Origin of the sequence: Nonomuraea sp. NPDC023979 (assembly GCF_040639085.1) — a bacterium.
GTDB classification, from domain to species: Bacteria; Actinomycetota; Actinomycetes; order Streptosporangiales; family Streptosporangiaceae; genus Nonomuraea; species Nonomuraea ceibae.
On record NZ_JBEZZG010000010.1, the window covers coordinates 72,316 to 97,769 of the forward strand.

Here is a 25,454-nt window from a genome sequence, read left to right on the forward strand (position 1 = left end):
GATCGCCCAGGACAAATGTCCCCGGCATTACCATCTGCGAGACGGGATTCGGTATCGGAACGGTAGGGCATGAACGATCATCAGCTGCCGCCGGAGCTGTGCCCGCTGTTCGCCGACGGCGGCAGGGGACGGGCTCTGGGGATCGCTGTGCCCGAGGGCGGCATGGTCTGGCCCGATCCGGGCTACACCGGGCAGGGGCCGGCGGCGCGGCCGGCGTTCTGGATGAGCGACGAGCCCGTCTCCGGGGCCGACTGGCGGCGCTTCCACGCCGAGCACCCGCGCAGCGGGCTGTGGCCGGTGCTGCTGGACGAGAGCGCGCAGCCGTGGTCGGTGGGGCAGGTGGTGCCCGACGAGCCGGTGCAGATCGACCATTTCACCGCCGAGGGGTTCATGGCCGAGGTGTGGCAGGAGTGGGTGTCGCAGATGCCCGCCCAGGACGCCCTGGACGAGCTCGACCCCTACGGGGCGATCTGTCCGGGTCTGGCCCCGCCGGGGACGCCGGTGGCCCACCCGGACGAGGTCGCCGCCTGGTACGCCGGGGTGCTGGCCGAGCGGGGGATGCCGCTGGGGCTGGTGGCCGCGCCCCGGGGCGCCGACGCGCTGGCCGTGATGGGCTGGCAGGGCGCGCTGCACCACAACGAGTGGATGGTGCCGCTGGCCGCCGTGGTGCGCAGCTGGGAGGAGCGCTTCGGCGCGCGGGTGGTGGGCGTCGGCTTCAACACGCTGGAGCTGAGCGTGGCGGCGCCGCCCGTGGAGCCGGAGCACGCCATGCGCGTCGCGGCCGAGCACTGGACGTTCTGCCCGGACAACGTCGTCCAGGGGCCGGGCGACCTGCGGGGCTACGCGCAGCAGATCATCGGCGAGCACGCCTGGTCGTTCTGGTGGGACTGACGCCCCGGCCGGCACGGGACCGGCGCCGGGACTGGCGCCGCCCGCCAGGCGGCGGGCGGCGGGTCCCGATCACGGCAGGCGGGCCACCGCCCCGTAGTTGCCCGACGTCCCCGGCTGGTCGGCGCAGTGCGGGTCGCCCTCGTCAGGCCGCCACTCCGGGACCCACACCAATCCCGGTTCCAGCAGGTCCAGACCGTCGAGCAACGCCTCCACCCGGTCGCGGGAGCGCACCGCGTGCCCAGGCAGCGTCATGGCCAGCAGGTCGTTGATGGCGGGCAGCAACTCCGGCGGTATGCCGTCGAACGTCGTCTGCAGGATCGCCAGGTAACTCCTTTCCGGCACCGACTGGCGCAGGCGTTTGACGACGTAGCGCGCCTGCTCGTCGTCGCTGAGGCTGTGGGTGGACACCACCACCCAGGCCATCGGCCGGTTCCAGTCGGCGAACGTGCGCACGACCCGGTCGTCGAGGATCTCGTCGATCTGGCGGATGTCGCCCTCGACCACGCGGACCGAGTCGGTGATCGGTTCGATGGTGGCCTGCGCGTTGGCCAGCACCATCGGGTCATTCTCTATATAGACGACACGCGCACAAGAGGTACGGAGCGTGTCGCGGGCGATGTCATGCAGCTGCCCGCCGGGTGGCAGGCCGCTGGGGACACCACTTCCCACGATCATGAACTGGTCAACGCCTTCACCGGCCAGGTGCCGTACGGCCCGGCACAGATACCCCTGGACGGCCCGAGCCGCGGCGGTCGTCACCGCGGCTGCCACGTCGTACCGGTTCACCGCTTCACGGTCGGCCCGGAAGTTGTTCTTGCCTCCGGTGGCGGCATCAAGGATGCGCGTGATCCTCGCGTGTGCGGTGTCGAGATTGGCCAGGTTTCGGATGGCACGTTGCCGCATTGCGTGTCGCCCCTTTCCCCTCGCCGCGTCCATTCGGGAAAGTTCCGGTCTCTGACCCCACTCGGATGACCAATGTTAATAATGATCCATAAATTCTCTTATTCAACTACATGGGGCAGTGTATTTTGAGGAAATATGACTTTTCGCATTCCCGGAGATCAATTCGCGGGCGTACGTGAAAGTCTTTCGCGATGCGCGCAGAGCATGTCGATCGTCTCGTCGCGGGTGGTCGTGGTGACCGACAGCTTGGTGAACGCCTGGTGGTACGCCTCCACCACTACCCCGTCGGTGATCAGCTCGTCGGCCTCCAGCGCGTGGGAGCACGCGATGTCGGGCTCGAACGCCTCCGCGAAGCGCCACAGCGTGAACGGGCCGGTGCGCGGCACGTACGCCGGGTCCTCCATCGGCACGATGTGCAGCGAGATGTTGGGCCGCTTGGCGTAGGCGATCAGCCGGTCGAGCTGGTCGAGCATGACCTCCGGGTCGGCGATCGAGCGCAGCAGGACGCCCTCGTCCATGACCGCCCACACGACCGGGCCGTTGGGCCCGAAGATCAGCCGCTGCCGGGCGGCCAGGATGTCGACCGCCGCGTCGGCCGTGGTGTGGCGGAACGAGCCCTGGTCGGCCGTGGCGATCGCGGCCAGCGCGTAGGACTCGGTCTGCAGCAGCGGCGGCACGAAGTGGGTGTGATAGGTGCGGATCACCGAGGCCCGGCTGTCGATGGCGCAGGTCGTCGCCAGCCACACCGGGAACGAGCTGGCGTCGTACCAGGCCAGCTCACGCTCGCCGCGCGCCAGCGAGAGCACGTACTCGCGGGCGGGCACGGCGGTCACCCCGTAGAGCGTCAGCAGGCGCTCGACGGTGGCCGGCGCGGGCGTGATGCGGCCGGCCTCGATCGCCTCGACCGCGACGGCGCCCTTGCCGAGCGCGGTCTCCACCTTCTCCGGGCTGATCTGCGCGGCCAGGCGCAGTGATCGGAGCCGCTCGCCGAGCGCCACCCGCATCGGCTCCTCCAGCGGCGCCGCCGCGTCGGGGATCTCCATGGCCGGCTCGGGCTCCTCGGGCAGGCCCTCGGCCTTGCGGGCCAGCTCGATCACCCCCCGCAGCACGGTCAGCGAGGCGTCGGACAGCCCGGAGGCGGACACGCCGATGGCGGCGGCGCGGAGCTGGAGGTCCTCCACCGCCCCGGACTCCAGGTAATCCTCACCTACGAGCCAGCCAACGCTCACCTGGAGGCACGCCGCCAAGGCGCGCAGCACCTGGAGCGTCGGGTTGGTCTGCTTGCCGGTGCGCAACTGGCTGACGTAGGCGCGTGTGATCGGGATGCCGGCCTCGGTGAGCGCGGCGGCGACTTGAGCGCCTGTGAAACCTCGCTTGTTGAGCGCGAGATCGAGTCGCTCGGCGAACTTCGCCACGCGGACCTCCTGCTACCCGTGAACGCTCTTCCAGCCTAGACGCCGCCCGGCGCGTCCGCGCAGGGCGCTCTTCCCGTACCGGAGCCGCTCACGTATTGTCGAAAACTGAGAGTTGACACCATAACCCGCATTTGGCCAGTATCGTACGACACGTGGAAACTGTTACCTGACAGCCGGCCCCTTCGGAGGCCCCCGGCAGGGAGGTGGCCGAACGTGACCATCGATCACCAGATAAGCCCCTGGTTCACCAAGAGCACGGCCTCACCGGCGCAGGAGCGGGTGATCCAGCGCATCTGCTCCCGGATCGCTCCGGCCGGGACAACGGTCAACGTATCGGACCTGCCTCTCGGCGGGGTCCAGATCTGGACAGACGGCGACGCCGGCACGTGGAGCCTGTACCAGCGGATGGCGCGCGAGCTGCGGCTCGCCGGCTGGCACGCCGAGGCGGGCACCGACCGCCTCATGGTGCTGGGCTGGAGCGCCGAAGCCCTGTCGTACCGGGTGCTCGTGCTCGACGCCGCGCTGGCCGGGCGGCTGGCCGACTACGACCTGACGTCGTTCATGGCGGTGACCGTCGCCACCCGGCTGCTCCAGGAGGGGCTGGCCGCCGAACGCGTCGTCCCGGAGGTGGAGGCGCGCCTGCGCGAGGAGCTGCGCTGGCCGGGACGGCTGGCCGACCTCGCCGGGCTCGAACGCACCGCCACGCTGGAGCCGCTGCGCCACCGGCTCGCCCAGATCGCCGGCCTGGAGGCCAGGGTGCGCGACCGCTGCGCCGAGCACCTGTCGCTGGCCGGCCGGGTCGCCACCTCGGTCACCGGCGGCAAGCCGCCCCCGCGCATCGGCTTCCCGCGCCTGACAGCGGGCCTGGCCACGGGCCTGTCCGAGCGGCTGGTCGCGGCCAGCGTGCCCAACCAGGCGACCGCGCCGCCCCACGCCCTGCTGTCCCCATCGGACGCAGGCGCCCTGACCTGACAGGAGTGATCATGCTCACCGACGAGGTCCGCGGGCCGCGCCACCGGCCCTGCGAGGTCCCGGTACGCGGCACCCGCCCGCCGCCACCCCCCGACCGGCCGCCCCTCGACCAGGCGGCGGGGCCACGGGCGGACGTCACGCCGATCACGCACCCGGTGCGGCGGCTGCGGCCCGCGCGGCGGCACGGCGGGAGGCGGACATGAGCCGCGGCAGGGTGGGCGTGCTGGTGCCGCCCGCGAACCCGTCGGCGGAGCCGGAGCTGACCCGCCTGCTCGGCTCACGTGCCGACATGCACGCCGCCCGCTTCCCGGTACGCCCCGGGCTGGCCCCGGCCGAGCGGCTGGAGAGCTACAACGCGGCGCTGCCCGCCATGACGCACGCCTTCGGCGACCTGCCGCTCGACGCGCTCGTCATGGCCTGCGACGCCCCCCGCTACCTGCTCGACCCGGACGAGGACCGCGAGGGCTGCCTGCGGCTGACCGAGCGGTGCGGAGTGCCGTTCGCCTCGGCGACCGTGGCCATCCTGGAGGCGATCGGGCATCTCGGGCTGGAGGAGGTCCACATCGTCTCGCCGTTCCAGCCGTGGCTGACGGAGCTGGCCGAGCGCTTCTGGAAGGCCGCCGGGCTGCGCATCGCCGGGGTGCTCCCGGTCCGCGCCCAGGGCGGCTGGTCCCCGTACACGATCACTCCCGCCGAGCTGGTGGAGCAGGTGAAGCAGGCGCGGCTGCCCCGGGACGGCGTGCTGCTGTTCGTCGGCAGCGGCATGGCGACGCTGCCGGCGCTGGGCACGCTGGGCGCCGGCAACGACCGGGTGCTGCTCACGTCCAACCTGTGCACCGCCTGGTGGGCGCTGTCGCGGGCGACCGGCAAGCCCGTCACGCTCAACCGCTCCCCGCACCGGAGGGCCTCATGAGCGCCGCACCGGGCGCGCTCGCCCTCCCCTGCCCCCTGACGAGGGTCGCCGGCGCTCCGGCTCGCGGCCGTGCCGGGCCTGCGGCCGGTCCGGGCGGCACGCGGTCCGGCGCCGGCGATCCCGGCGCCGCCGCGGAGGCCGCCTGACGGGCCCATCCCCTGCGAGGACCGGGCGAGGGTCGGCGCGGTGACGTGAGGAGTGCTCGATCAGATGTGGCGGACGCTGACGGACGAGGCGCGCGAGGCGATCGGCGCGCTCTGCGACGAGCACGGGCGGCACCTGTACGACTACTGCCGCACGGCGCTGGCGGGCTCCGACGCCGAGCTGGCGGTCGCGGGCGCGCTGCTGTCGGCGCACGCGCACGCCGGCCGGCTCCCGTCGCCGGACGCGCTGCGGCCGTGGCTGTACGCCCTGGCCCGCGCCCACCGCGCCGCCGTCGCCGCCGCCAGACCGGCCAGCATCGGCTCCTGGTCCCGTCCCGGCCCCGCGCCCGACCTGGTGCCCGAGGGTCTGACGGCCCTCGACGGCCCGCACCGCGAACTGCTCGACCTCTCGGTACGGCACGAGCTGTCCGACGACGAGATCGCGCTGATCTTCGACGCGGACACCGGTGACGTGACCGCCATCGTCACGGAGGCGGCCGACACGCTGGAGCAGTGGTTCGCGGCGGTGCGGGCGGCCAGGACCCGTGACGGCTGCGCCCGGCTGGCCTCCCGGCTGACCGACTGGGCCAGGACCCCCGGACGCCGCAACCGCACGCGGATCGCCCGCCACATCCTGACCTGCCCGGAATGTCAGGCGGCGCCCCGGACGCTCCGCGCTGCCACGCTGCTGCGCCGCCTCCCCCTGGCAGACACCCCCGGCACCCTGCGCGAGCAGCCCGCCTGGGGGCAGCCGCTGCCGGACGACGACACCGCCTGGCGCCCGGACGGCTTCCCCGTCCAGGCGCGCGGCCTGGCGGAGCCGCCTCCGGCCATGATCTCCCTGGTCCCCGGCCCCACGACGGAGACCAGGGACAACCCCTGGCCGGCGACGGGCGCGGCCGTCGCCGGCCAGGAACCCCTCCCCGCCCCCACCCCGCCCGAGCCTCCGGAGGACGACTGGGCGCCCCCTCGCCCGGTGCCGCGCGCCCCGGTGGCGGAGGAAGGGGAGGGGCGTGGGGTCAGGGTCGTGGAGGAGGCCCGGGTCCGGCGGGGCGGCAACGGCGCCGGCTCCGGGCAGGCGCTCGTGCACGCCGCGCATCCGGGGTCGGGGCAGCGGCGCGAGTACTACCTGCCGCCCGACCCCGTCCCCCCGCACGACCCGCTGCGGGCCAGGGAGCGCGCCCGGCCGGCGGCGCGGCCGGGCGAGCGGCGCAGGGCCGAGCCCGGCGACAAGCTCGTCCACGCCGGTGACCGGCCGCCGCCGCGCGACGACGGGGGTGACGCCCGGTGGGAGGACTTCTGGCGGGAGCGCCCCGACGAGGACGACCCGGAGGCGCGCATCTCCCTGCGCTGGCTGGTCCGGACGGCGCTGGTCTTCGGCCTGGTGCTGCTGGCCGGGGGCCTGACGTGGTCGGTGCTCAAGCCCCAGTCCCGTCAGGCGGCGACGACCGCCGCCCCCGCCGCGGCGGCCCAGCCCCCCACCGCCCCGCAGCCCACCGCGCAGGAGCCCACCGCACAGGAGAGCACCGGGCCCGAGCCCACCGCCGAGGAGCCGCTCGTCCAGGAGCCCACGCTCCAGGACCCTCCCGCGCGGGAGCCCACCGGCGCGGCAGAGGAGCCCGGCACGGCGCTGCCCGCGCCCGAGCCTCCGGTGGCCAAGCTGACGCCCGCGTCCGTGCGGCTGGGCGAGAAGCGCAGCGGCCGGTTCAGGCTCACCTGCACCGGCGACTGCCGGGTCACCTCGTTCTCCGGGACGAACGGCATCACCGTCGACGGCAACACCTTCACCGTACGGGCGCCCGCCGAGCGGCCGGGTTGCGCCGGGCCGCCCGTGACCGAGTCGGGCGTGATCACCGTCGGCTGGTCGGGCACCACCACGGGCGACGGCAGGACCACGGAGGGCGCCACGGCCGGCGACGGCACCCTCACCATGATCGTTTCGTGGACCGTGACCACGAACCGAGGAGCGTTCATCCCCGACACGAACGGAGGCGGTTATTGGAGCAATTGCCCTAAGGGCGAGTGAAACAGGCAAGCACCATGCACCAGCCACGCACGTGACGGCCCCGGGCATCGCGCCCGGGGCCGTCAGCTGTCAGAAGCCCGTCTCCCGTCAGAAGAACGAGAAGCCCGGCTCCGGCTCCGGCAGCGTCAGTTCACGCGGCCCGAGGAACCTGGCGGTGTCCTTCGGCACGTCGGCCAGCGGGGCGCCGGGCACGACCGGGACGGTCACGCCGGTCCTCGACAGGTCGACGGTCACCGCGGCCCCGGTGCCCGTCTCGGAGCTGTAGGAGGCGTCGGTGCCCGCGATGATCAGGCCGATCCGGTGCCCCTTCTTGAAGGTGTAGTCGTGCGGCAGCGTCTCCCACCTGACCTTGGCGTACTTCCCGACCGGCATGGGCGACGGCCGGGTCAGCGAATGGCGGTTGCGGGTGTCGATCCAGCCCCGGGCGACGACCTCCACCGGCCGGTTCGCCACGTTCGTGACGACCTTCTTGTAGCAGCCGTCGTCGGCAGCGGTGCTCTCGCCGTGGCAGTCCTCCTCGGCGATCGTGGTGACGCCCTGGCCGCGCCGCCAGTCCAGGCGGGTGTCGTCGCCGAAGTCGACGAGCAGGGCGGTCAGGTTCGAGGCGGGCCGGTCGAGCTTGACCCGCAGGTCGGCGGTGGGCGTGCCGGACAGGCGCAGGTCGACCGGCAGCGCGCCCGTGGTGAACGCCAGCCGTCCCGGGTTCGCGGCGCCGACGTCGGCGACCATCGCGGACTCGGTCATGGCCACGTCCGTGAACGTCGCCGTGGCGCGCCGGTCGGGCCGCAGCCCGAGCGTGCCGTCGGCGGCGGGCCGGAGCGTCAGCCGGGTGGCGTGCGGCGCCGGCCAGTCGCGCTGCGTGATCCACTCCGTCGGCCCGACCTGCACGTCGGCGCGCGGCTCGCGCATGATGTCGTTGCGCACGCCGTGCAGCCAGTGGTCGAACCAGCGGTGCAGCGTGTCGACCCACACGTCCCGCCGGCCCTCGAAGTCGAACGGGTCGACGTGGTTGTACTGGCCGACCCAGATCTTGCGCGGCACCCGGCGCTCGGCCAGCGCCTGCCACCAGGTGGAGAAGTTGTCCGGCTTGACGTTCAGGTCGTTGGACGTGTGGACGACGAAGACGCTGGCCCGCACCTTGGAGACGTCGCCGAGCAGCCCGCCGAGGTAGTCGCGCTCGGCCCAGAACGGGTTGTGGTCGCCGGTGTCGTCACCGTCCCCGGCGTCCATCCGGTCGCGCACCGCCTGACACTTGGCCTCGGGGTCGGTGTCGACGTAGTTGGCCAGCCAGGAGGCGTAGTCGTAGTTGTAGATCACGCCGTTCGAGCGCTGGTACCGGTACCAGGAGCTGATCGCGGAGATCGGCACGATCGTCTCCAGGCCGCGCACGCCGGTCGCGGCCACGGCGTTGGCCAGCGTGCCGTCGTACGACTTGCCGATCATCGCGGACTTGCCGGTCGTCCAGTCGGCCACGGCGGGGCTGCCGTCGGCCCGGTACGCCTTGGCCCGGCCGTTCAGCCAGTCGATGACCGCCTTGCCGCCCAGCACGTCGGCCTTCCCGCCGACGTCGGGACACCCGTCGGAGCGGGTGGTGCCGATCATGTCGACGTTCAGCACGGCGTAGCCGCGCGGCACGAAGTAGTTGTCGTAGAACAGGGGGAACTTCGTAACGTTCCCGTCGGCGCCGTACTCCTTGCGCTCCCCCTCGTTGCCGCGCCCGGAGTTGTCGTAGTACGGGCTCTCGTCGATGATGACCGGGACGCGGAGCCCGGGACCGGACTCCTTGGGACGGATGATGTCGACGCGCACCCGGTCGAGCCGGCCGTCGGCGTCGCTGTCGACCGGCGACTCGACGTAGACGTGCTCGCGGACCGCGTCCGCGTAGGAGAAGACCGGCTGCGTGCGGCCGTTCTCGACGGTGACCGCGGGTGCTGGGGCCGCGGCGTGGACGGGGGTCGCCGTGCCCAGGACGAGGACTGCGGCGATGAGGGCCGGGCGTAATTGTGGCACGCGTGACCTCCGTGGCTGTACCAAAAGTACGAGCAATCTCTCAGACGCCCGGAAGCCTGACAAGATCTGACCATGCGGGTCGAGAGGATGGGCATGCGGAACGTGGCACGGACCTCGTTGGTGGACGCCGCCATCGAACAGCTGCGCGACCAGATCACCAGCGGCGCGTGGCCGGTCGGCACCAAGCTCCCGTCCGAGAGCCGGCTCGCCGAGACGCTCGGCATGAGCCGCCTGTCGGTGCGCGAGGCACTGCGGGTGCTGGCGCACGCCGGGCTGCTGGCCACCCGGCAGGGCGACGGCACGTACGTGACGGCCACCGACGAGTCGCAGGTGGCGCTGCGGCGGCGGCTGGACCGGGCGGCGGCCATGGACATCATCGACGTGCGGCGCGGGCTCGACCTGGTGGCCGCCCGGCTGGCCGCCGCCCAGCGCACCGACGAGGACCTCGCCGGGATGCGCGAGGCCCTGGCCCGCCGCGACGCCGCCGCCGGCGCCGGTGACCTCGACGCCTTCGCCGACGCCGACGTGGCCTTCCACCTGTGCGTCGCCGACGCCGCCCACAACCCGCTGCTCGGCGACCTCTACCGGAGCATGAGCGAGTCGGTGCGCGAGAGCGTCCGCGACCTGGAGGAGGCGGCGCTGCGGCCCGACAGCTCCCACCACGAACTGCTGGCGGCCATCGAGGCCGGTGACGCGGCGGCGGCCGTGGCGGTCTCGGTCGGCATCCTCGACCGCCAGGAACGCGACCTGTGACCCGGGCGCTCACCCGCCGATCGTGATCGTGTCCGTCTCGTCGTCCACGGGCGGCTCCGGCTCCCGCCTCCCCCACGGCCCCCGTACGGCGACCAGGGCGAGCACCGCCCCGCCCACGGCGGCGACCACCAGCCCATAGACCGGAACCCCACCGGAGCCCGCCCCACCCCGCGTGGCCGCCCCACCCTGGGTGACCGCGCCGCCGTTGGGATCCGCGCCGCCCGGGAGGGCCGGGGCCGCCCCGCGGTCGGTGGCCGCGCCTTCCCTGGGGGCCGCGCCGTCGCCGGTGGCCGCCTCGGCCGGGTACGGGGTGCCGGAAGGCCGCGTGCCCGGCGACGGCCCCGCCGCGAGCGGGCTCGCCACGGCCGCGCCCGGCTCGGCGCGCCCCTCCTCGGCCGCGCCCAGCTCGGCGTCACCTCGGTCGGGGGTGCCCGGTGCGGGGTGCTCGGGGTCCGGGGTGGGGCGGCCTGGAGGGAAGCCTGGGGGGCGGATGGCGCCCCAGTGGTTCTGCGGCTCTTTGAGGGCGCGGGCGAGGCCGGGTTGCAAGGGGTTGAGGGCAAGGCCGCCCGGCACGGTGAGGGTGCCCACGGCGTACGGGGCGAAGATGCCCTGGATGCCTTCGACCCGGTACGTCCCGGCGGCGGGGACGGTGAGGGCGGCGGCGTAGTGTCCGGGCTCGGGCAGCGGCGTGCCGGCGAACAGCGTGGCCTCGCCCCGGGCGTCCGTGAGCCGGAGCCCGGTGGGCCCGAGGTCGCCCTGGTAGGGGTGGTTGCCGTGCTGGAGCACCCAGTAGCCGGCCGTGTAGGACGTGCCGGCCTGCAGGTTGCCCGGGAGCGGGTCGAGGTAGGTGACGGCGAATCCGCCGGCGGCCGCCCCGGGGGTGGCGAGCGGCCCGGCGGCCAGCAGCAGGGCGGCCACGACGGTGGCGAGTCTTCTCATGGGACACCTCCGGCGTGCATACACCGGCGGCGCGCCCGGAGTTCCGGCCGGGGCCCAGAATGGGGGACTCGGGGAGGCTTCGCGCGGTCGCCGTCCATCCCGCGCTGGTGGATCAGCGGCGGGCCTGACCGGTCAGGGGTTGCGGGCCCGCCCGAGGATGTGGGTGAGCGCAGGGCTGCCGGGGACGGGCCGGTGGACGAAGCTCCGCTGCTCCTCGACGAGCAGCCCGGCGGCGCGGATGGCGGCGGCGGTGTCGCGGTTGGGGTGGCAGCCGCCGCCGACGCGCCGCCAGAGCGGGGCGATGAGGTCCTGGAGGGCGCCGCGGACCGGCCGGGGCGAACGGACGTGCTCGAAGTAGCGCAGCTCGCCGCCGGGCGCGAGCAGCCGTCGCACCTCGGCGAGGGTGGCCGCCGGGTCGGGCACGGTGCAGAGCACGAGCGACAGCACGGCGGCGTCGTACGCGCCGGGCCCGCCCGGCAGCGCCCCCGCGTGGCCGGGCACCACCCGGACGGTCACCGGGGCGCGGGCCGCGGCCCGCTCGGCCGCGGCGCGCAGCAGGTGGTCGGGCTCGACGGCGACGACCTCGCGCACTCCCGCCGGGTAGTGCGGGAAGTTGAGCCCGTTGCCCGCGCCGATCTCGATCACCCGCCCGGTCAGCCCGGCGAGCAGACGCTCGCGCAGTGCGGCGGTGGCGGGATCGGCGCGCTCGGTCATCCTCTCGTAGGCGCGGGCGAAGCGCGGGTGCTGGTACTTCGAGAGGTCCTGCATCATCCCAGCCTAGGTCCGGGCGTGGGCCGGAGGGCTAGGACGGGCTGTTGCTCATGTAGCGGTCGATCTTCCAGTCGCCGTTGTCCTGCGTGAGCAGGAAGAACGCGCGGGTCTCCTCGGAACCCTCGCCGCTGGTGGCGCGGACGAACGCCTGCTTGCCGGCGACCTGGGACTCCTCGATCGTCGGCGTGCCGCCCTGGCCCTCGCCCATGCCCTCGAACAGCGTGGTGAGCGCCTGCGTGCCCTCGGCGGTCTGCTCGCCGGCCACGGCGGCCACGGCGTCGGAGGTGAACAGCTTCACGACCTGGGCGGCGTCGCCCGATTCGAGCGCCTTGTAGAAGCCCTCGACGACGCCGCGGGGCGAGCCCTGGCCGGCGCCGGTGTCGGTGGGCGACGGGCTGCCGGTGCCGGTCGTGGTGTCGGTCGGCGAGGCGGAGTCGCCGGGTGTCATGCCCGTGTCGGTGGCTGTGGGGGACGCCGGGCTCGCGGCGCCCTTCATCGCTTGCCCGGTGCCGCCCGCGGCGCAGCCGGCGGTGAACAGGGCCGGTACGATCGCGGCCAGCAGGAGGCCCCTGCGCAGAGAATTCATGCTCATGGCCGCTTTGATTCCCGCCCCGATCAAGGGCGAATGCGCTCTTTATCCAGTTCGCACGACCCTTTTAACGTACGCGGTATTTTCTCACCCTCGGCTTCACAGAATTCGGCGAGATCGTTCAGAGGTCTGATCGTTGCCCCACTGAGACCCGTTGCCCGGCGCGCCGCCGATACCGTCCCTCTAGTGCCGCATATCAAGGCGAACCCCGCTCCGCCCGCCGATCCTCTGCCGCAGCGCGACGACGCCGAGCGTTGCGCCTCCGCCGATTCGGGGCGGCGATGCGTCCTCCCGCCCGCCCATCATGGCGCGCATGTTTTCCCACCCGCGGAGACGGACCTCCGCCTCTGACATCGTTTCAAAAGTGCCATTTCGGGCAATTGACGCGAATGTCGGATGAACCGGTCACGGTGACCCCCTGTGAAGACGGCCCGCTGCTCATTCGTGGCGAGTTCGCGCTGGTGACCCAGGACGGCGAGCGCATCCCGCCCGGCCGGGCCACCGTCGCGCTGTGCCGGTGCGGCCGCTCGGCGGCCAAGCCGTTCTGCGACGGCTCACACAAGACGGCCGGCTTCCGCGCCCCCAGCGGCCAGGAGGCGGAGCCTGCGGACGGAGCTGGCTGACCGGCGCAGCCGCCGCCCCGCGTACGGGACGCCGCCGGTGAGCGCGGCGGCCAGGGCGAGCCAGCTGCAGACGCCCCGCTCGGCCACCCACACGGGCGCGAACAGCGACGACGTCGCCGGGAAGACCCGGTGGCCGCCGCAGCGGCGGCGGCCCAGCTCGGCGACCGCCACGGTGACGGCGGCGGCCCCGGCCAGCGCGGCGGGACGGCGGCGGGCGAGCGCGACGGCCACGCCCGGCGCCACCGCCAGGAACGCCGCCATCCGCCACGGCTGCGCGAGGTCGTCGTAGGCCTGCCGGACCCGCTGCGACCAGAAGCGCCGCGCCTGGCAGGGCAGGCGGCGCACGTAGAGGCCGGGGGCGGAGACCACGCGCCCGCCGCGCGCCCGGACGGTCCGGATCAGCTCCAGGTTCTCGAACAGCACGTCGCCGTCGTAGCCGCCCATGCCCAGGAAGAAGTCGCGCCGGACGCCGAGGGTGCCCGGGTAGTCGGCGCCGAACGCCCGGTTGAGCAGGCTGCGGGCGGTGTCCCAGCGGGCGTGCCAGGGCAGCGGGGAGAAGTAGTTCTGCGGGCGCACCAGGTCGGCCCCGGCGAGCAGCTCCCGCATCCTGGCGAGCCCCGCCGGGTCGTAGCGTACGTCGTCGTCGGCGATGACCACGTGCGCGGCGCGGGCCAGGCGCACGCCGGTGGTGACGCCGGTGACCTTGCCGTTGGCGTAGCCGAGCTCGGGGTCGGGAGGCACGTGGGTGACGAGGCCGCGCCAGCGGCGGGCGTGCCGGTCGAACAGGGCGGCCGGGCTGCCGTCGACGACGATCACGCGGGCGTGCCGGGCCAGGCCGGTCAGGTAGGCGGTGAGCTCGTCCAGCCCGGCGTCGTCCTCCCACCGCAGCGGCAGCACGTAGTCGAGGTCCATCACGGGCTCGCGACGGCCGTCTCCAGCTCGGCCAGTGACGAGACGCCGCGCTCCCAGCAGTCCATGACGTGCTCGGCCCACAGGCGTTCGAGGGTGAGCGCGCACGCGGCCCCGTACAGGATGTCGCCGGTGAGCGACGGCTGCGCGGCGGCGAGCCCGCCGCACAGGTCGTTGGCGGCGATCTGCTCGTGCACCGCGTCGGCCTGGACGTGCTCCTCGTAGAAGCGGGTGGCGGTGGCGTCGCCGCCGAGGCGGCGCAGGCCGGTGGCGTAGCGGCGGTTGGGCAGCGAGGAGGTCATCTCCAGGGCTGCCAGGTGGCCGGCGAGCGCGCCGCGCAGCCGCCGGTGCAGGCCGAACAGCGACATCGCGTTGGAGATCGCCAGCGTGATGCCGGGGACGCGGCCGAGGTGCGCGAGGTAGGAGTCGTCGAGGCCGAGGCCGCGCAGGGTGGCGCGGAACAGCTCGGAGTGCATGCGCTCGCGGCGTCCGCCGCCGTACTCGTCGGCCTGGATCTCGACCAACGCCGCCTTGGCCCCGCCCTGGAGGCGCGGGATGGCCCAGGTGTGCGGGTCGGCCTCCTTCAGGTGGTAGATCGAGCGGTGGACGGCGAACTCGCGGAACTGGGCGAGGTCGGCCGTGCGCTGCAGATACTGCGACAGCGGCGGGCCCTCGTCGGCGACGGCCAGCGCGGTGAGCGCCCGCCGCACGTGGCGCGGCTCGACCGGGGCGGGGCGCGGCACGGCGCGGGCGAGCGCGTCCTCGAAGCCGCGCTCCAGGGCGGCGCGGGCCCGCAGCAGCGACGGCTCCCACTCCCAGCGCTCGTCCACGTCGTCGAAGCCCTGGTAGTGCAGCTCGTAGCAGGCGAACAGGGCGAGCTGCAGGTCGTCGTCGCCGAGCGGCAGCGCGCCCGGCTCCAGCGGGCCGAGCTCCCCGAGCTCCCCGGGCGGCCCGGTGAGGCAGGAGAAGAGCTGGTCGCTGATCGGGCCCCGGGCGGCAGGCAGGCGCATCAGGCACTCCGGCGGTAGACGGACACGTGCGCGCGGCTGTCGTCGCCGAACGGGGTGCGCGCCCAGTCCGACCAGCGATGCTCGCGCTCCATCGAGGCCAGCCGGGCCATCAGGTCGAGCTCGGCGGGCCAGGCGTAGCGGTGGTTGGCGGGCAGCAGGCGCACCCCTTCGGCGGTCAGCCGGATGCGGGTGGTGTGCATGTGCTGCCCGGCCGGGGAGAGCACGGCCGCCTCGGCGACGACGGCGTCCTCGGTCATCGACAGCAGCCGCAGCGCGCTGCCGTCGCGGAAGGCGGCCGGATCGGGCACCCACGCCTCGATTACGAACCTGCCGCCGGGCCGCAGGTGGGCGGCGGCGTTGCGGAAGCAGGCGACCTGGGCGTCCTGCGACGGCAGCGCGTAGACGGTGTTGGCGGCGAGCACGACGAGCGCGTAGGAGCCGTCGGCGGTGGCCGTGGAGAAGTCGCCGATCGTGACGGGCACGCGGTCGCCGCCGGGCTTGCCGCGCAGCACCTCGACCATCTCCGCCGAGCCGTCGATGCCCGCGACCTCCAGGCCGCGGGCGGCCAGCGGCAGGGCCAGCCGGCCGGTGCCGATGCCGAACTCCAGCACCGGCCCGCCGTCGGCGAGCTCGTGAAGCAGGTCGACAGCTTGGTCCGTGGGCAGGCCGCGTACGGTGGCGTCGTAGATGTCGGCGATGCCGCGGCCGTAAGCGGAGGCGTCGAACGCCGGCATCCGCACCTCCCCCGAGTTCCAGCACGTGAATGCCAGCTGAATGCCCGGGGCTCCACCCGTTAAACGCTCACGGCCACCTGCACGAGGTCGCCGTCGAGCCGGACGTGGTAGACGGGCACGGCGATGTCGGGCTCGTCCAGGCAGTGTCCGGTGACCAGCGAGAACACCTGTTTGTGCAGCGGCGAGGCGACGGTCGGCTCGCCCTTCCTGGTGCCGACGATGCCGCGCGAGAGCACGTACGCGCCGCTGAACGGGTCGAGGTTGCCGAGCGCGTGCACGGAGCCGTCGTGGGTGCGGAAGAGCGCCACCTGGCGGTCGCCGACGAGCGCGCACACGCCGCGCTCGGGCAGCAGGTTCTGGTAGCCGCAGACGTCCACCCAGGTCATCGGGTCACCACCGGCTTGATCTGGCCGCGCTCGGCGGCGAACACGATGGACGGGTCGGGCACGCCCGGCGCGTTGACGAAGCTGACGAACCGGGAGAGCTTGTCCGGATCGTCCAGGGTCGCCCGCCATTCGTCGACGTAGGTGGCGACGTGCCGCTCCATGTGGGCGTCGAGGTCGGCGCAGATGCCGAGCGCGTCATCGACGATCACCGAGCGCAGGTAGCCGAGGCCGCCGTCGAGCGACTCCAGCCAGGCGGAGGTGCGTTGCAGCCGGTCGGCGGTGCGGATGTAGAACATGAGGAACCGGTCGATGGTCCTGATGAGCTCGTCGGTGGTGAGGTCGCCGGCGAGCAGGTCGGCGTGGCGGGGCTTGAAGCCGCCGTTGCCGCCGACGTACAGGTTCCAGCCCTGTTCGGTGGCGATGATCCCGAAGTCCTTGGAGCGGGCCTCGGCGCACTCGCGGGCGCAGCCGGAGACCGCCGACTTCAGCTTGTGCGGCGAGCGCAGGCCCCGGTAGCGCAGCTCCAGCGCGATGGCCAGGCCGACGGAGTCCTGCACGCCGTAGCGGCACCAGGTGGAGCCGACGCACGACTTGACCGTGCGCAGCGCCTTGCCGTAGGCGTGGCCGGACTCGAACCCGGCCTCGACGAGCCGCCGCCAGATCTCCGGAAGCTGTTCGACGCGGGCGCCGAGCAGGTCGATCCGCTGCCCGCCGGTGATCTTCGTGTAGAGGCCGAAGTCGCGGGCGACCTCGCCGATGACGATGAGCTTGTCCGGGGTGATCTCGCCGCCGGGGATGCGCGGGACGACCGAGTACGTGCCGTTCTTCTGGATGTTGGCGAGGAAGTGGTCGTTGGTGTCCTGGAGCGCGGCGCGCTCGCCGTCGAGGACGTGCCCGTTGTGCAGGGAGGCGAGGATGGAGGCGACGGCCGGCTTGCAGATGTCGCAGCCCCGGCCCTGCCCGTGCTGGGCGATGAGCTCGGAGAACGTGGTGATGCCGCGCACCCGGACGATGTCGAACAGCTCGGCGCGGGAGTGGGCGAAGTGCTCGCACAGGTTCTTGCTGACCTCGACGCCGGACTTCTCCAGGAGCTGCTTGAGCATGGGCACGCAGCTTCCGCAGGTGGTGCCGGCGCGGGTGCACGCCTTGAGCGCGGGCACGTCGGCGCAGCCCCGGTCGGTGACGGCGGCGCGCACCTCGCCCGCGCTGACGTTGTTGCACGAGCACACCTGGGCGTCGTCGGGCAGGTCGAGGTTCGCGCCGCCGCCGGTGAACAGCAGGTCGGACGGCGGCGCGGGCAGCGGCTTGCCGACGAACGAGCGCAGCGAGGTGTACGGGGCGGCGTCGCCGACGCAGATGCCGCCGAGCAGGGTCCGGGCGTCGTCGCTGATGAACAGCTTCTTGTAGACGCCGGCGACCGGGTCCATGTAGGTGACGTCGAGCGCCCCGGTCATGGCGCCGAACTGGGCGACCTCGACGCCGAGCAGCTTGAGCTTGGTGGACAGGTCGGCGCCGTCGAACGTGCCGTCGCCGCCCATGATCCGGTCGGCGGCGACCTCGGCCATGGTGAAGCACGGCCCGACGAGCCCGTACACCATGCCGCCGGCCAGCGCGCACTCGCCGATGGCGTAGATCGACGGGTCGGAGGTGCGCATGCCGGGGTCGACGACGACGCCGCCGCGCTCCCCCACCTCCAGCCCGCAGGCCCTGGCCAGCTCGTCGCGCGGCCTGATGCCGGCGGAGAAGACGACGACCTGGGCCTCGATCAGCGTGCCGCCGGGCGTGCGCAGGCCGGCCACCCGGCCCCGGTCGTCGGTGACGATCTCCTGGACGCCCGAGCCGGCGTGCACGCTCAGCCCGAGCCGTTCGATGTGCGACCTGAGCACCGAGCCGCCGCCCTCGTCGACCTGGCGGGGCATGAGCCACGGGCTCATCTCGACGATGTGGGTGCGCAGGCCGAGGGAGCGCAGCGCGTCGGCCGCCTCCAGGCCGAGCAGCCCGCCGCCGACGACGACGCCGTCAGCGGCCTCCTTGGCGGCCAGCCGGATCGCGTCCAGGTCGTCGATCGTGCGGTAGACGAAGGCGTGCCCGGCCCCCGGCACCGGCGGCACGAACGGCGCCGACCCGGTGGCGAGCACGAGCACGTCGTACGGCTCCGGCTCGCCGCCCTCGACGGTGACCACGCGGGCCTGCCGGTCGATGCCGGTGACGCGGCTGTTCAGCCTGGTCACCGCCCCGGACGGCACCGGGTAGGCGAGGTCCTCGGCGCTCACGCCCGACAGGTACGAGGTCAGCGCCACCCGGTCGTAGGCCGGGCGGGGCTCCTCCCCGATGACCGTGACGCGCCCGTCGAAGCCGCGCTGGAGCAGCGCCTCCACGAGCCGGTGTGCTGCCGGGCCGAACCCGGCCACGACGATCTTCTTCATGCGGAGACCCCTTCCTGTTCGCACAGCCAGCCGACGATGCCCGCGACGGCGTCACGGCAGGTGCCGCAGCCGGTCGTGGCGCGGGTGGCGGCGGCCACCCCGGCCACGTCCCTGGCGCCCGCCTCCCAGCAGGCCCTGATCTGGCCCTTGGTCACGTTGTTGCACTGGCACACCTTGGCCGCGTCGGGCATGAGCACCGGGCTGTCGGCGACCGGCGCGGCCGACAGCCCGGGGAACAGCAGGCCGGCCCGGTCACCGGGCACCGGCCCGCCGCGGTCGAAGAGCTGGGTGAGCGTGCCGACGGCGTCGCTGTCGCCCAGCAGGATCGCGCCGACCAGGCGGTCGTCGCGGATGACGAGCTTGCGGTAGGTGCCCCTGGCGCGGTGGCTGAAGCGGACCACCTCGGCGTGCTCGTCGGTGAGCTGGGTCTCGCCCATGGCGGCCAGCTCGACGCTGCTCGCCTTGAGCCGGGTGACCAGGCGCGAGCCCCGGTAGCGCGCCTTGCCCCCGGTGATCACGTCGGCGGCCACGGACGCCTGCTCCCAGGCGGGCGCGACCAGCCCGTACACGGTGCCGTCGTGCTCGGCGCACTCGCCGATCGCGAAGATCGACGGGTCGTCGGTGCGCAGCTCGTCGTCCACGACGACGCCGCGCCGCACCTCCAGCCCGGCCTCGGCGGCGAGCGCGGTCAGCGGGCGGACGCCGCAGGCGAGCACGACCAGGTCGCCCTCGACGAGCTCGCCGCCGGCCAGCCGGACGCCCGTCTCCTCGACGGACGCGGCGGACACGCCGGTGCGGGTCTCGACGCCGAGCCCGGCCAGCGTCTCGCCGAGCAGCAGCCCGGCCTCGGCGTCGAGCTGGCGTTCCATCAGATGGCCGGCCAGGTGCAGCAGCGTCACGGGCAGGCCGCGCCCGGCCAGCCCGCGGGCGGCCTCGACGCCGAGCAGCCCGCCGCCGACGACGACGGCGCGGCGGCTGTGCTCGGCGGCCTTGAGGATGCGCTCGCAGTCGTCGAGCGTGCGGAACGGGACGGCCCGCGCCACGCCGGGGATCGGCGGCACGATCGCCTCGCTGCCGGTGGCGAGCACGAGCAGGTCGTACGGCTCGCGGCGGCCGTCGGTGGTGTGCACGGCGCGGGCCTCCCGGTCGATCCAGGCGACCTCGCCGCCGAGCACGGCCTCGACCCGGTTGGCGGCGTACCAGGACAGGTCGTGCAGGCTGAGCTGTTCGGGCCTGGCCTTGCCGGCGAGCACGTTCGACAGCAGCACGCGGTTGTAGGGGCGGCCGGGCTCGGCGCCGAACACGGTGATCGTCATCCGCGGGTCGCGCGCCCGGACCTCGCCGACCAGCCGGGAGCCGGCCATGCCGTTGCCGACCACGACGAGCCTCATGAGACCCGCTCCACCCGTACGGCGCAGACCTTGAACTCCGGCATCCGGGACGCGGGGTCGAGCGCGGGGTTGGTCAGCCGGTTCGCCCCCTCCCAGTGAAAGGGCATGAACACGGTGTCGCTCCTGATCGCGTCGCTGATCCTGGCCACCGCCTCGTCCGTGCCGCGCCTGCTGGTCACCCGCACCAGGTCGCCCGCCTCGATCGCCAGCCGTTCGGCCAGGTCGGGGTGGAGCTCCACGTACGGGTGCGGCGAGGCGGCGGTCAGGGAGGCGATCCTGCGGGTCTGCGCGCCGCTCTGGTAGTGGGCGAGCACGCGGCCCGTCGTCAGATGGACGGGGTAGTCGTCGTCGACCTCCTCGGCCGGGGGCCGGTGCTCGACGGGCACGAACCTGGCCCGGCCGTCGGGCGTGGGGAAGGAGTCCAGGAACGGCCGGGGCGTGCCGGCGTGCCCCGGCTCCGGGCAGGGCCAGAACACGCCGGTCTCGCCGGCGATCCGCTCGTAGGTGATGCCCGCGTAGTCGGCCGTGCCGCCGGCGCTGGCGCGGCGCAGCTCCTCGAACACCTCGGCGGGGTCGTCGGCGAAGTCGTGGCCGAGCCGGCGGGCCAGCCCGGCGATCACCTCCAGGTCGCCGCGGACGCCGGGCGGCGGCGCGAGCGCCCGGCGGCGCAGCAGGACGCGGCCTTCGAGGTTCGTCATCGTGCCGGTCTCCTCGGCCCACTGGGTGACCGGGAGCACCACGTCGGCCAGCGCCGCCGTCTCCGACATCACCACGTCGCAGACGACGAGCAGGTCCAGCGCCCGCAGCCGGGCGGCGATCCTGGACGAATCCGGCGCGGACACGACGGGGTTGGAGCCGAACAGCAGCATCGCGCGCGGCCCGCCGGGCGTCCCCAGCGCGTCCAGCAGCTCGTACGCCGACCGTCCCGGCCCCGGCAGGTCCTCCGGCCGCACCCCCCACACGCCCGCGACGTGCTCGCGCGCCGCCGGGTCGTCGATCCTGCGGTAGCCGGGGAGCTGGTCGGCCTTCTGCCCGTGCTCGCGGCCGCCCTGGCCGTTGCCCTGCCCGGTGAGGCACCCGTACCCGGAGCCGGGCCTGCCGGGCAGGCCTAGCGCGAGCGCCAGGTTGACGAACGCGCTCACGGTGTCGGTGCCCTTGGCGTGCTGCTCGGCGCCGCGCCCGGTGAGCACGTACGCGTTCCTCGCGAACGCCAGCGCGCGCACGGCCTCGCGCATGCGCTGGACCGGCACGCCGGTGACGCGCTCGACCCGCTCGGGCCACCAGGAGGCCAGCGAGGTGCGCACGGCCTCGAACCCGGTCGTGCGCCCGGCCACGTACGAGGCGTCGACCAGGTCCTCGGCCACGGCCAGGTGCAGCAGGCCGAGCGCGAGCGCCAGGTCGGTGCCGGGCGCGGGCCGCAGGTGCAGCCAGGCCAGCCGGGCGGTCGCGGTGCGGCGCGGGTCGATCACCACGAGCCGCGCGCCCTCCAGGTGGCGCACGAACGGCGGCATCGTCTCGGCCGGGTTCGCGCCCGCCAGCAGCACCACGTCGGCCCCGGCCAGGTCGGTGACGGGGAACGGCATCCCCCGGTCCATGCCGAACGCGCGGATCGACGCGGCGGCGGCCGACGACATGCAGAAGCGGCCGTTGTAGTCGATCTGGCTGGTGCCGAGCGCGACCCGGGCGAGCTTGCCGAGCAGGTACGCCTTCTCGTTGGTGAGCCCGCCCCCGCCGAACACGGCCACGGCGTCGGGGCCGTGCTCGTCCCTGAGAGCGATGAGGCGCGCCGCCACGTGGTCGAGCGCCTCCTCCCAGGACACCGGGTTCCCGTGCAGGAGCGGGCCGGTCAGCCGCTCACCGTTGGTGAGGAGCTCGGCGGCGGTCCAGCCCTTCTGGCAGAGCGCGCCGCCGGCGTTGGCCGGGACGTCGGCCCGGGGGGTGATCGTGATCCCGGTCCCCTCGGCGCCGATCGCCATCCCGCACTGCAGTGCGCAGTACGGGCAGTGGGTGTCGACGGTGGTCATCGCTCACACCCGCGCATGGGCGAGGGAGGCGATCCGGGTCACGCCCACGGTGCGCGTGTAGCACCACCAGGTCAGCGCGAAGCAGGCGGCGTAGAAGGCGCCGAACGCGGCGAGCGCCACCGCCGGGCTGCCCGTCGCGGCGAACGACATGCCGAACGCCCGGTTGATGAGGAACCCGCCGAGCGCGCCGACCGCGGAGATGATCCCGATGGCCGCCGACGCCTGCCGTCTGCCGTGCAGCAGCGCCTCCTCGCCGGTGCCGCGCTCGGCGACCGCCTTGGCCTGGAAGATGGCCGGGATCATCCGGTACGTGGACCCGTTCCCGATCCCGGCCGTCAGGAAGAGAACCTGGAAGGCGAGGAAGAACGGCCAGAAGCCGCCGGACGCCGAGGCGAGCCAGACGAGCACGACGCCCGCGCCCATGGCGGCGAAGTTCCACAGGGTGACCGGCGCGCCGCCGAGCCGGTCGGCCAGCCAGCCGCCCACCGGCCTGATCAGCGACCCGGCCAGCGGCCCGGCGAACGCCACCGCCGCCCACGGCGCGTCCGGGAACAGGCTCATGCTCAGCAGCGGGAACGCCGTCGCGTAGCCGATGAACGAGCCGAACGTGCCCACGTACAGGAACGACAGGATCCACGTCTGGGCGCGGCCCGCCACCGCGAGCTGCTCGCGCGGGCTCGCCTTGGCGCTGGACAGGTTGTCCATGAAGAAGTAGGCGCAGCCGGCGGCCACCACGATGAACGGCACCCAGAACCAGCCCGCCGCCGCCAGCCCGAACGCCCCGATCACCAGCGGCATCACGAGCTGCACCGAGCTGACGCCGATGTTGCCGCCCGCCGCGTTCAGCCCGAGCGCCACGCCCTGGCGGGCGCGCGGGTAGAAGTAGGTGATGTTGGCCATGCTGGAGGCGAAGTTCCCGCCGCCGACGCCGGCGACGGCCGCGATGGCCAGGAACGCCCAGTACGGGGTGTCCGGGCTGCTCACCGCCACGCCGAGCAGCACCGCCGGGACGATCAGCAGCAGCGCGCTCGCCACCGTGAAGTTGCGCCCGCCGAACCTGGCCGGTCCGAACGTGTACGGCACCCGCAGCGCCGAGCCGACCAGGTTCGGCACCGCCACGAGCCAGAAGAGCTGGTCGGTCGAGAAGTCGTAGGCGCCCATCCGGGCGGCCACGATGCTCCAGAGCGTCCAGACGGTGAAGCCGAGATGCTCGGCCAGGATCGAGAAGACGAGGTTCCGGCGGGCGACCTTCCGGCCCGTGTGCTGCCAGAAGGCCGCGTCGTCGGGATGCCACTCGGCGATCCAGCGCGTCATCGTTCCTCCTACGTTCTGGTGAGGTCGAACGTAGGAACCCGGCGTTACGCACATGGACGGTCCGTGGCTGTGCGCCGGTTACATGTGACTCACCCGGGCAACACGCAATACATATGCGTCACGCCGGAAACATGCTGGTAATCAGCCCCGAAGGGCCCGGAAGAAGGTCCGCACGTCCTCGGTGAGCGCCTCCGGCTGCTCCAGCGCGGCGAAGTGCCCGCCGTGCGCGAACTCCGACCAGTGCACGATCGTGTCGGTCCGCTCGGCCAGCGCGCGGACCGGCTTGACGTAGTCGTGGGCGAACACCGCCACGCCCGTCGGCGTCGGCGAGCGCTCCGGCATGCTCCACGCGTGCGCGAACTCCCAGTAGATCTGCGCCGCCGAGTCGGCCGTGTTCGTCAGCCAGTAGAGCGACACGTTCGTGAGCAGCCGGTCGCGGTCCACGCCGTTCTCGGTCCACTCGGCGAACTTCTCCGCGATCCAGGCGAGCTGCCCCACCGGCGAGTCGGCCAGCCCGAACGCGAGCGTCTGCGGCCGGGTCGACTGGATCGCCAGGTAGCCGCCCAGCTCGCCCGTGAAGCGCTCCAGCCCGGCCAGCCTGGCTTGGTCCTCCTCGCCGAGCTCGGCCTGCTCCGCCGGGTCGCCGTGGGGGAAGGTCATGAGGTAGTTCACGTGCACGCCGATCACGCGCCCGGCGTCGACCCGGCCCAGCTCCCGCGACACGCCCGACCCCCAGTCGCCGCCCTGCGCGCCGTAGCGGTCGTAGCCGAGCCTGGCCATCAGCGTGGCCCAGGCGCGGGCGATCCGCTCCAGCGTCCAGCCCGGGCCGGCCAGCGGCGCGGAGAAGCCGAACCCCGGCAGCGACGGGACGACCAGGTGGAAGGCGTCGGCCGGGTCGCCGCCGTGCGCCCTCGGGTCGGTCAGCGGGCCGATCACGTCCAGGAACTCCACCACCGAGCCCGGCCAGCCGTGCGTCAGGACCAGCGGCGTGGCGTCCGGCTCCGGCGAGCGGACGTGCAGGAAGTGGATGACCTGGCCGTCGATCGTGGTGACGTACTGCGGAAGGGCGTTGAGCCGCTTCTCGTGCAGGCGCCAGTCGTAGGCCGTGGCCCAGTGCTCGGCCAGCTCCGCCAGCGCGGCGACCGGCAGGCCGCGCTCCGGCCCCGCCCCCGGCGTCTGCACCGGCAGCCGGGCCCGGCCCAGCCGCTCGCGCAGGTCGTCCAGGTCCGCCTGGGGGATGTCGATGCGGAAGTCCCTGATCTCTTCGCTCATGACCCCACCGTCGCAGCCCTTGTGGCAAAGTCCTTGCCTGGATTGAATGCGGGCATGCTGGGAACCTCCGCGCGGCTGCTGCGCCTGCTCTCACTGCTCCAGGCCAGGGCCGACTGGACCGGCGCCGAGCTGGCCGAACGGCTGGAGGTCAGCCCGCGCACCGTCCGCTACGACATCGGCAAACTGCGCAGCCTCGGCTACCCGGTGCACGCCGCGCCCGGCGTCGCCGGCGGCTACCGGCTCGGCGCGGGCGCCAAGCTGCCGCCGCTGCTGCTCGACGACGAGGAGGCCGTCGCCGTCGCCGTCGCGCTGCGCACCGCCGGGGCGTTCGAGGAGACCGCGCTGCGCGCCCTGGTCAAGCTCGAACAGGTACTCCCCGCCCGCCTGCGCCACCGCGTCCAGGCGCTGCACCGGCACACCGTGTCGCTCCGGCCGCCCGGCACGCCCGTCGCCACCGGCACGCTGACGGCCGTCGCCGCCGCCTGCCGCGACCGGCACCGGCTCCGGTTCGACTACCGCACCCACACCGGTGACGGACGCGTCCGCGACGTCGAACCGTACAAGCTCGTATACACCGGACGGCGCTGGTACCTGATCGCCTGGGACGTGCACCGTGCCGGCTGGCGCACCTTCCGGGTCGACCGGATGACGGTACGCACCCCGCACGGCCCCCGCTTCACCCCGCGCGCCGCGCCGCCGGCGGACGTGGTGCCGCAGGGCGTCGACACGGCGCTCATGCGGCACCGCGCGACCGTCACCGTGCACGCGCCCGTCGCCGTCGTCCGCGCCCTGCTGCCCCCGTCCGTCGCCGTCGAGCCGCGCGGCGACCACGCCTGCGCGGTCCACGCGGGCGGCGACACGCCGATGCGGCTCGCGCTGCACATCCTCATGCTCGACGCCGACTTCCACGTCGACGGCCCGCCCGAGCTCCTGGCCGCCTTCCGCACCCTGTCGGAACGCGCCGGCCGAGCCTCCCTCCCCCAGCCATCAGGAACGATTACGGAAGGTCACGCGGGGTAACAGCATCACAGCAAGGGGGG

At 73.8% G+C, this 25,454-nt stretch carries 23 protein-coding genes; 8 read left to right on the forward strand and 15 right to left on the reverse strand.

Annotation, left to right across the window (positions count from 1 at the left end):
- Nucleotides 1–69 precede the first annotated feature (69 nt).
- Nucleotides 70–891 (forward strand): DUF4253 domain-containing protein, encoded by an 822-nt coding sequence (locus tag AB0G11_RS19705; protein ID WP_219511571.1) that lies wholly within the window; start codon nucleotides 70–72, stop codon nucleotides 889–891.
- A 69-nt stretch (nucleotides 892–960) separates the two neighbouring features.
- On the opposite strand, the gene AB0G11_RS19710 is transcribed toward AB0G11_RS19705, so the two are convergent.
- Nucleotides 961–1,827 carry an SAM-dependent methyltransferase gene (locus tag AB0G11_RS19710; RefSeq protein WP_246646345.1) on the reverse strand — a complete coding sequence of 289 codons (867 nt, stop codon included), beginning with the start codon at nucleotides 1,825–1,827 and terminating at the stop codon, nucleotides 961–963.
- 125 nt (nucleotides 1,828–1,952) lie between these two features.
- Nucleotides 1,953–3,209 (reverse strand): helix-turn-helix transcriptional regulator, encoded by a 1,257-nt coding sequence (locus AB0G11_RS19715; protein ID WP_219511570.1) that lies wholly within the window; start codon nucleotides 3,207–3,209, stop codon nucleotides 1,953–1,955.
- A 213-nt stretch (nucleotides 3,210–3,422) separates the two neighbouring features.
- On the opposite strand from AB0G11_RS19715, the gene AB0G11_RS19720 reads away from it, so the two are divergent.
- From AB0G11_RS19720 to AB0G11_RS19735, 4 genes are all read left to right on the forward strand, one after another.
- Nucleotides 3,423–4,181 (forward strand): hypothetical protein, encoded by a 759-nt coding sequence (locus AB0G11_RS19720; RefSeq protein ID WP_357587275.1) that lies wholly within the window; start codon nucleotides 3,423–3,425, stop codon nucleotides 4,179–4,181.
- Between the two features lie 11 nt (nucleotides 4,182–4,192).
- Nucleotides 4,193–4,384: a hypothetical protein gene (locus AB0G11_RS19725; RefSeq protein ID WP_357587277.1), complete on the forward strand. Its 192-nt coding sequence runs from the start codon at nucleotides 4,193–4,195 to the stop codon at nucleotides 4,382–4,384.
- Nucleotides 4,381–5,094 (forward strand): hypothetical protein, encoded by a 714-nt coding sequence (locus tag AB0G11_RS19730; protein ID WP_357587279.1) that lies wholly within the window; start codon nucleotides 4,381–4,383, stop codon nucleotides 5,092–5,094. Before AB0G11_RS19725 ends, AB0G11_RS19730 begins: the two co-directional genes overlap by 4 nt.
- Before the next feature lie 210 nt (nucleotides 5,095–5,304).
- Nucleotides 5,305–7,263 (forward strand): hypothetical protein, encoded by a 1,959-nt coding sequence (locus tag AB0G11_RS19735; RefSeq protein WP_357587281.1) that lies wholly within the window; start codon nucleotides 5,305–5,307, stop codon nucleotides 7,261–7,263.
- Between the two features lie 87 nt (nucleotides 7,264–7,350).
- Here the strand turns inward: AB0G11_RS19735 and AB0G11_RS19740 are convergent, their stop codons facing one another.
- Entirely contained in the window at nucleotides 7,351–9,273 is a 1,923-nt protein-coding gene (locus tag AB0G11_RS19740) for a Xaa-Pro dipeptidyl-peptidase (protein ID WP_357587283.1), read from the reverse strand.
- A gap of 72 nt (nucleotides 9,274–9,345) precedes the next feature.
- Here AB0G11_RS19740 and AB0G11_RS19745 point away from each other — a divergent pair, with 72 nt between their 5' ends.
- A complete protein-coding gene (locus AB0G11_RS19745; RefSeq protein ID WP_246645569.1) occupies nucleotides 9,346–10,026 on the forward strand; it encodes an FCD domain-containing protein in 681 nt (226 codons plus the stop codon).
- Between the two features lie 9 nt (nucleotides 10,027–10,035).
- Here AB0G11_RS19745 and AB0G11_RS19750 read toward each other — a convergent pair whose 3' ends face one another.
- From AB0G11_RS19750 to AB0G11_RS19760, 3 genes are all read right to left on the reverse strand, one after another.
- Nucleotides 10,036–10,965 carry a hypothetical protein gene (locus AB0G11_RS19750; protein ID WP_357587285.1) on the reverse strand — a complete coding sequence of 310 codons (930 nt, stop codon included), beginning with the start codon at nucleotides 10,963–10,965 and terminating at the stop codon, nucleotides 10,036–10,038.
- Nucleotides 10,966–11,097: 132 nt separating this feature from the next.
- Nucleotides 11,098–11,733: a class I SAM-dependent methyltransferase gene (locus AB0G11_RS19755; RefSeq protein WP_357587287.1), complete on the reverse strand. Its 636-nt coding sequence runs from the start codon at nucleotides 11,731–11,733 to the stop codon at nucleotides 11,098–11,100.
- Nucleotides 11,734–11,767: 34 nt separating this feature from the next.
- A complete protein-coding gene (locus AB0G11_RS19760; protein ID WP_219508276.1) occupies nucleotides 11,768–12,328 on the reverse strand; it encodes a nuclear transport factor 2 family protein in 561 nt (186 codons plus the stop codon).
- A gap of 407 nt (nucleotides 12,329–12,735) precedes the next feature.
- On the opposite strand from AB0G11_RS19760, the gene AB0G11_RS19765 reads away from it, so the two are divergent.
- Complete coding sequence (locus AB0G11_RS19765; protein WP_357587289.1) at nucleotides 12,736–12,948, forward strand: CDGSH iron-sulfur domain-containing protein; 213 nt, start codon at nucleotides 12,736–12,738, stop codon at nucleotides 12,946–12,948.
- Here the strand turns inward: AB0G11_RS19765 and AB0G11_RS19770 are convergent.
- From AB0G11_RS19770 to AB0G11_RS19810, 9 genes are all read right to left on the reverse strand, one after another.
- On the reverse strand, nucleotides 12,880–13,860 hold the full coding sequence (locus AB0G11_RS19770) for a glycosyltransferase (protein ID WP_246645566.1): 981 nt from the start codon (nucleotides 13,858–13,860) through the stop codon (nucleotides 12,880–12,882). The genes AB0G11_RS19765 and AB0G11_RS19770 overlap by 69 nt on opposite strands.
- A complete protein-coding gene (locus AB0G11_RS19775; protein ID WP_357587291.1) occupies nucleotides 13,860–14,867 on the reverse strand; it encodes an iron-containing redox enzyme family protein in 1,008 nt (335 codons plus the stop codon). The genes AB0G11_RS19770 and AB0G11_RS19775 overlap by 1 nt, the downstream gene beginning before the upstream one ends.
- Nucleotides 14,867–15,601: a class I SAM-dependent methyltransferase gene (locus tag AB0G11_RS19780; protein WP_219508274.1), complete on the reverse strand. Its 735-nt coding sequence runs from the start codon at nucleotides 15,599–15,601 to the stop codon at nucleotides 14,867–14,869. The genes AB0G11_RS19775 and AB0G11_RS19780 overlap by 1 nt, the downstream gene beginning before the upstream one ends.
- A 59-nt stretch (nucleotides 15,602–15,660) precedes the next feature.
- On the reverse strand, nucleotides 15,661–15,987 hold the full coding sequence (gene nirD / locus AB0G11_RS19785) for a nitrite reductase small subunit NirD (protein ID WP_219508273.1): 327 nt from the start codon (nucleotides 15,985–15,987) through the stop codon (nucleotides 15,661–15,663).
- On the reverse strand, nucleotides 15,984–18,413 hold the full coding sequence (gene nirB, locus AB0G11_RS19790) for a nitrite reductase large subunit NirB (RefSeq protein ID WP_357587293.1): 2,430 nt from the start codon (nucleotides 18,411–18,413) through the stop codon (nucleotides 15,984–15,986). The genes nirD and nirB overlap by 4 nt, the downstream gene beginning before the upstream one ends.
- Nucleotides 18,410–19,804, reverse strand: coding sequence for an FAD-dependent oxidoreductase (locus AB0G11_RS19795; RefSeq protein ID WP_357587295.1), 1,395 nt, complete (start codon nucleotides 19,802–19,804; stop codon nucleotides 18,410–18,412). The genes nirB and AB0G11_RS19795 overlap by 4 nt, the downstream gene beginning before the upstream one ends.
- Entirely contained in the window at nucleotides 19,801–21,828 is a 2,028-nt protein-coding gene (locus tag AB0G11_RS19800; RefSeq protein ID WP_357587297.1) for a molybdopterin-dependent oxidoreductase, read from the reverse strand. Before AB0G11_RS19800 ends, AB0G11_RS19795 begins: the two co-directional genes overlap by 4 nt.
- Nucleotides 21,829–21,831: 3 nt before the next feature.
- Nucleotides 21,832–23,142, reverse strand: coding sequence for an MFS transporter (locus AB0G11_RS19805; protein ID WP_357587299.1), 1,311 nt, complete (start codon nucleotides 23,140–23,142; stop codon nucleotides 21,832–21,834).
- A gap of 141 nt (nucleotides 23,143–23,283) precedes the next feature.
- The gene (locus AB0G11_RS19810; protein ID WP_357587301.1) at nucleotides 23,284–24,414 is read right to left on the reverse strand and encodes an epoxide hydrolase family protein; all 1,131 of its coding nucleotides are present in this window, start codon (nucleotides 24,412–24,414) and stop codon (nucleotides 23,284–23,286) included.
- Nucleotides 24,415–24,468: 54 nt separating this feature from the next.
- Between AB0G11_RS19810 and AB0G11_RS19815 the strand changes: the two genes are divergently transcribed.
- Nucleotides 24,469–25,434 (forward strand): YafY family protein, encoded by a 966-nt coding sequence (locus AB0G11_RS19815; protein ID WP_357587303.1) that lies wholly within the window; start codon nucleotides 24,469–24,471, stop codon nucleotides 25,432–25,434.
- Nucleotides 25,435–25,454 lie beyond the last annotated feature (20 nt).

Excerpts from the sequence above, each read along its gene's own strand:
- AB0G11_RS19735 (WP_357587281.1), top strand. The coding sequence starts at position 5,305 with ATGTGGCGGACGCTGACGGACGAGGCGCGCGAGGCGATCGGCGCGCTC.
- AB0G11_RS19755 (WP_357587287.1), bottom strand. The coding sequence starts at position 11,733 with ATGCAGGACCTCTCGAAGTACCAGCACCCGCGCTTCGCCCGCGCCTAC.
- AB0G11_RS19705 (WP_219511571.1), top strand. The coding sequence starts at position 70 with ATGAACGATCATCAGCTGCCGCCGGAGCTGTGCCCGCTGTTCGCCGAC.
- AB0G11_RS19815 (WP_357587303.1), top strand. The coding sequence starts at position 24,469 with ATGCTGGGAACCTCCGCGCGGCTGCTGCGCCTGCTCTCACTGCTCCAG.
- nirD (WP_219508273.1), bottom strand. The coding sequence starts at position 15,987 with ATGACCTGGGTGGACGTCTGCGGCTACCAGAACCTGCTGCCCGAGCGC.
- AB0G11_RS19760 (WP_219508276.1), bottom strand. The coding sequence starts at position 12,328 with ATGAGCATGAATTCTCTGCGCAGGGGCCTCCTGCTGGCCGCGATCGTA.
- AB0G11_RS19725 (WP_357587277.1), top strand. The coding sequence starts at position 4,193 with ATGCTCACCGACGAGGTCCGCGGGCCGCGCCACCGGCCCTGCGAGGTC.
- AB0G11_RS19710 (WP_246646345.1), bottom strand. The coding sequence starts at position 1,827 with ATGGACGCGGCGAGGGGAAAGGGGCGACACGCAATGCGGCAACGTGCC.
- AB0G11_RS19750 (WP_357587285.1), bottom strand. The coding sequence starts at position 10,965 with ATGAGAAGACTCGCCACCGTCGTGGCCGCCCTGCTGCTGGCCGCCGGG.
- AB0G11_RS19800 (WP_357587297.1), bottom strand. The coding sequence starts at position 21,828 with ATGACCACCGTCGACACCCACTGCCCGTACTGCGCACTGCAGTGCGGG.
- AB0G11_RS19745 (WP_246645569.1), top strand. The coding sequence starts at position 9,346 with ATGCGGGTCGAGAGGATGGGCATGCGGAACGTGGCACGGACCTCGTTG.
- AB0G11_RS19770 (WP_246645566.1), bottom strand. The coding sequence starts at position 13,860 with ATGGACCTCGACTACGTGCTGCCGCTGCGGTGGGAGGACGACGCCGGG.
- AB0G11_RS19810 (WP_357587301.1), bottom strand. The coding sequence starts at position 24,414 with ATGAGCGAAGAGATCAGGGACTTCCGCATCGACATCCCCCAGGCGGAC.
- AB0G11_RS19780 (WP_219508274.1), bottom strand. The coding sequence starts at position 15,601 with ATGCCGGCGTTCGACGCCTCCGCTTACGGCCGCGGCATCGCCGACATC.
- nirB (WP_357587293.1), bottom strand. The coding sequence starts at position 18,413 with ATGAAGAAGATCGTCGTGGCCGGGTTCGGCCCGGCAGCACACCGGCTC.
- AB0G11_RS19775 (WP_357587291.1), bottom strand. The coding sequence starts at position 14,867 with ATGCGCCTGCCTGCCGCCCGGGGCCCGATCAGCGACCAGCTCTTCTCC.
- AB0G11_RS19730 (WP_357587279.1), top strand. The coding sequence starts at position 4,381 with ATGAGCCGCGGCAGGGTGGGCGTGCTGGTGCCGCCCGCGAACCCGTCG.
- AB0G11_RS19805 (WP_357587299.1), bottom strand. The coding sequence starts at position 23,142 with ATGACGCGCTGGATCGCCGAGTGGCATCCCGACGACGCGGCCTTCTGG.
- AB0G11_RS19795 (WP_357587295.1), bottom strand. The coding sequence starts at position 19,804 with ATGAGGCTCGTCGTGGTCGGCAACGGCATGGCCGGCTCCCGGCTGGTC.